The following is a 956-nucleotide window of genomic DNA, read 5'->3' as shown; positions in this document are numbered from 1 at the left end:
GCGTCATTCGTAAGGCGATCAAGAACCGGAAGATTTTTCGGACTGATGAGTCAGTCATGAAGGTAATCTATCTGGCCATGGAAAAAGCTTCCGAGAAATGGACCATGCCGATCAGGAACTGGAAAGCAGCCATGAACCGGTTTGAAATTATGTTTCCTGACCGGTTCAAGGAGTAATAGTTTTGGTGGCGTTTACACAGAATTATTTACAGGCTCAGAAAAAGCCAATTAATGTCCCCCTGGAGCCTGAGGTGATCGAGTGGATAACTGAGCTGAAATACCGTGCCGGGTACAGTCCTTACCTTTTTCCTTCAAGACGATCCAGTAAACGGTTTGATCATGTTGGACCGGATACACTGAATACTGCCATCGACAATATGTTTAAGAAGGGATTCTTCCCCGATACGGTAAAACATTTTACCGTGCACGATTTAAGGCGCACCTCCAGAACATTACTTTCGAAACTCGACTTTGATTATCGTGTGGCCGAAATCTGCTTAGGTCATAAGGTAATGAAGACCAGTGAGGAAGTTTACAACGTGGATGATTTCTTTGATAAACGCCGTGAGGCTCAGCGTCTTCTGCTTGATCATTATGCACCAATTATTAATGCAGCCGGTGATTAAACCGGCTTGGCATTTATCCTTGCAGTTGACGAAAGTAGTTATCAATTTCCTGCTGGAAAAAGATTTTTCCCCCGTAGGGCAGGTTTACTGGTTTAGGAAAATCTGGCGTCTGCCTTAATTGCCATAGAGTGGTACGGGAGATTCCGTACAGGTCACATATTTCCTTAAGCTTGACGGTTTGCTTCTTATTCATACCCTTACCCTTTCATAAAAAACTTCAAAATGTCGTAACCAAAGACCGGCTGGCATGGTGTGCTCATTAGCTGCTTGCCCTTGTCTCGGAACTGCTTTGCGGATGGGTCCCACATCTGGCCATAGTGCCAGCCGGTGT

At 45.1% G+C, this 956-nt stretch carries 2 protein-coding genes and 1 pseudogene; 2 read left to right on the top strand and 1 reads right to left on the bottom strand.

The features are described 5' to 3' along the window. Together AK963_RS36295 and AK963_RS29630 are read left to right on the top strand one after the other, a co-directional pair. Positions 1-176 (top strand): annotated as a pseudogene (locus AK963_RS36295) (IS256 family transposase); the annotation flags it as partial. An 8-nt stretch (positions 177-184) separates the two neighbouring features. Beyond that, positions 185-625, top strand: coding sequence for a tyrosine-type recombinase/integrase (locus tag AK963_RS29630; RefSeq protein WP_175404746.1), 441 nt, complete (start codon positions 185-187; stop codon positions 623-625). Between the two features lie 13 nt (positions 626-638). Here the strand turns inward: AK963_RS29630 and AK963_RS29625 are convergent, their stop codons facing one another. Next, positions 639-818, bottom strand: coding sequence for a helix-turn-helix transcriptional regulator (locus tag AK963_RS29625; RefSeq protein WP_066018795.1), 180 nt, complete (start codon positions 816-818; stop codon positions 639-641). Positions 819-956 lie beyond the last annotated feature (138 nt).

The sequence above is a fragment of the Endozoicomonas atrinae genome (genome assembly GCF_001647025.1).
GTDB lineage: Bacteria > Pseudomonadota > Gammaproteobacteria > Pseudomonadales > Endozoicomonadaceae > Endozoicomonas > Endozoicomonas atrinae.
This window is presented reverse-complemented; position numbering and strand designations above follow the sequence as displayed.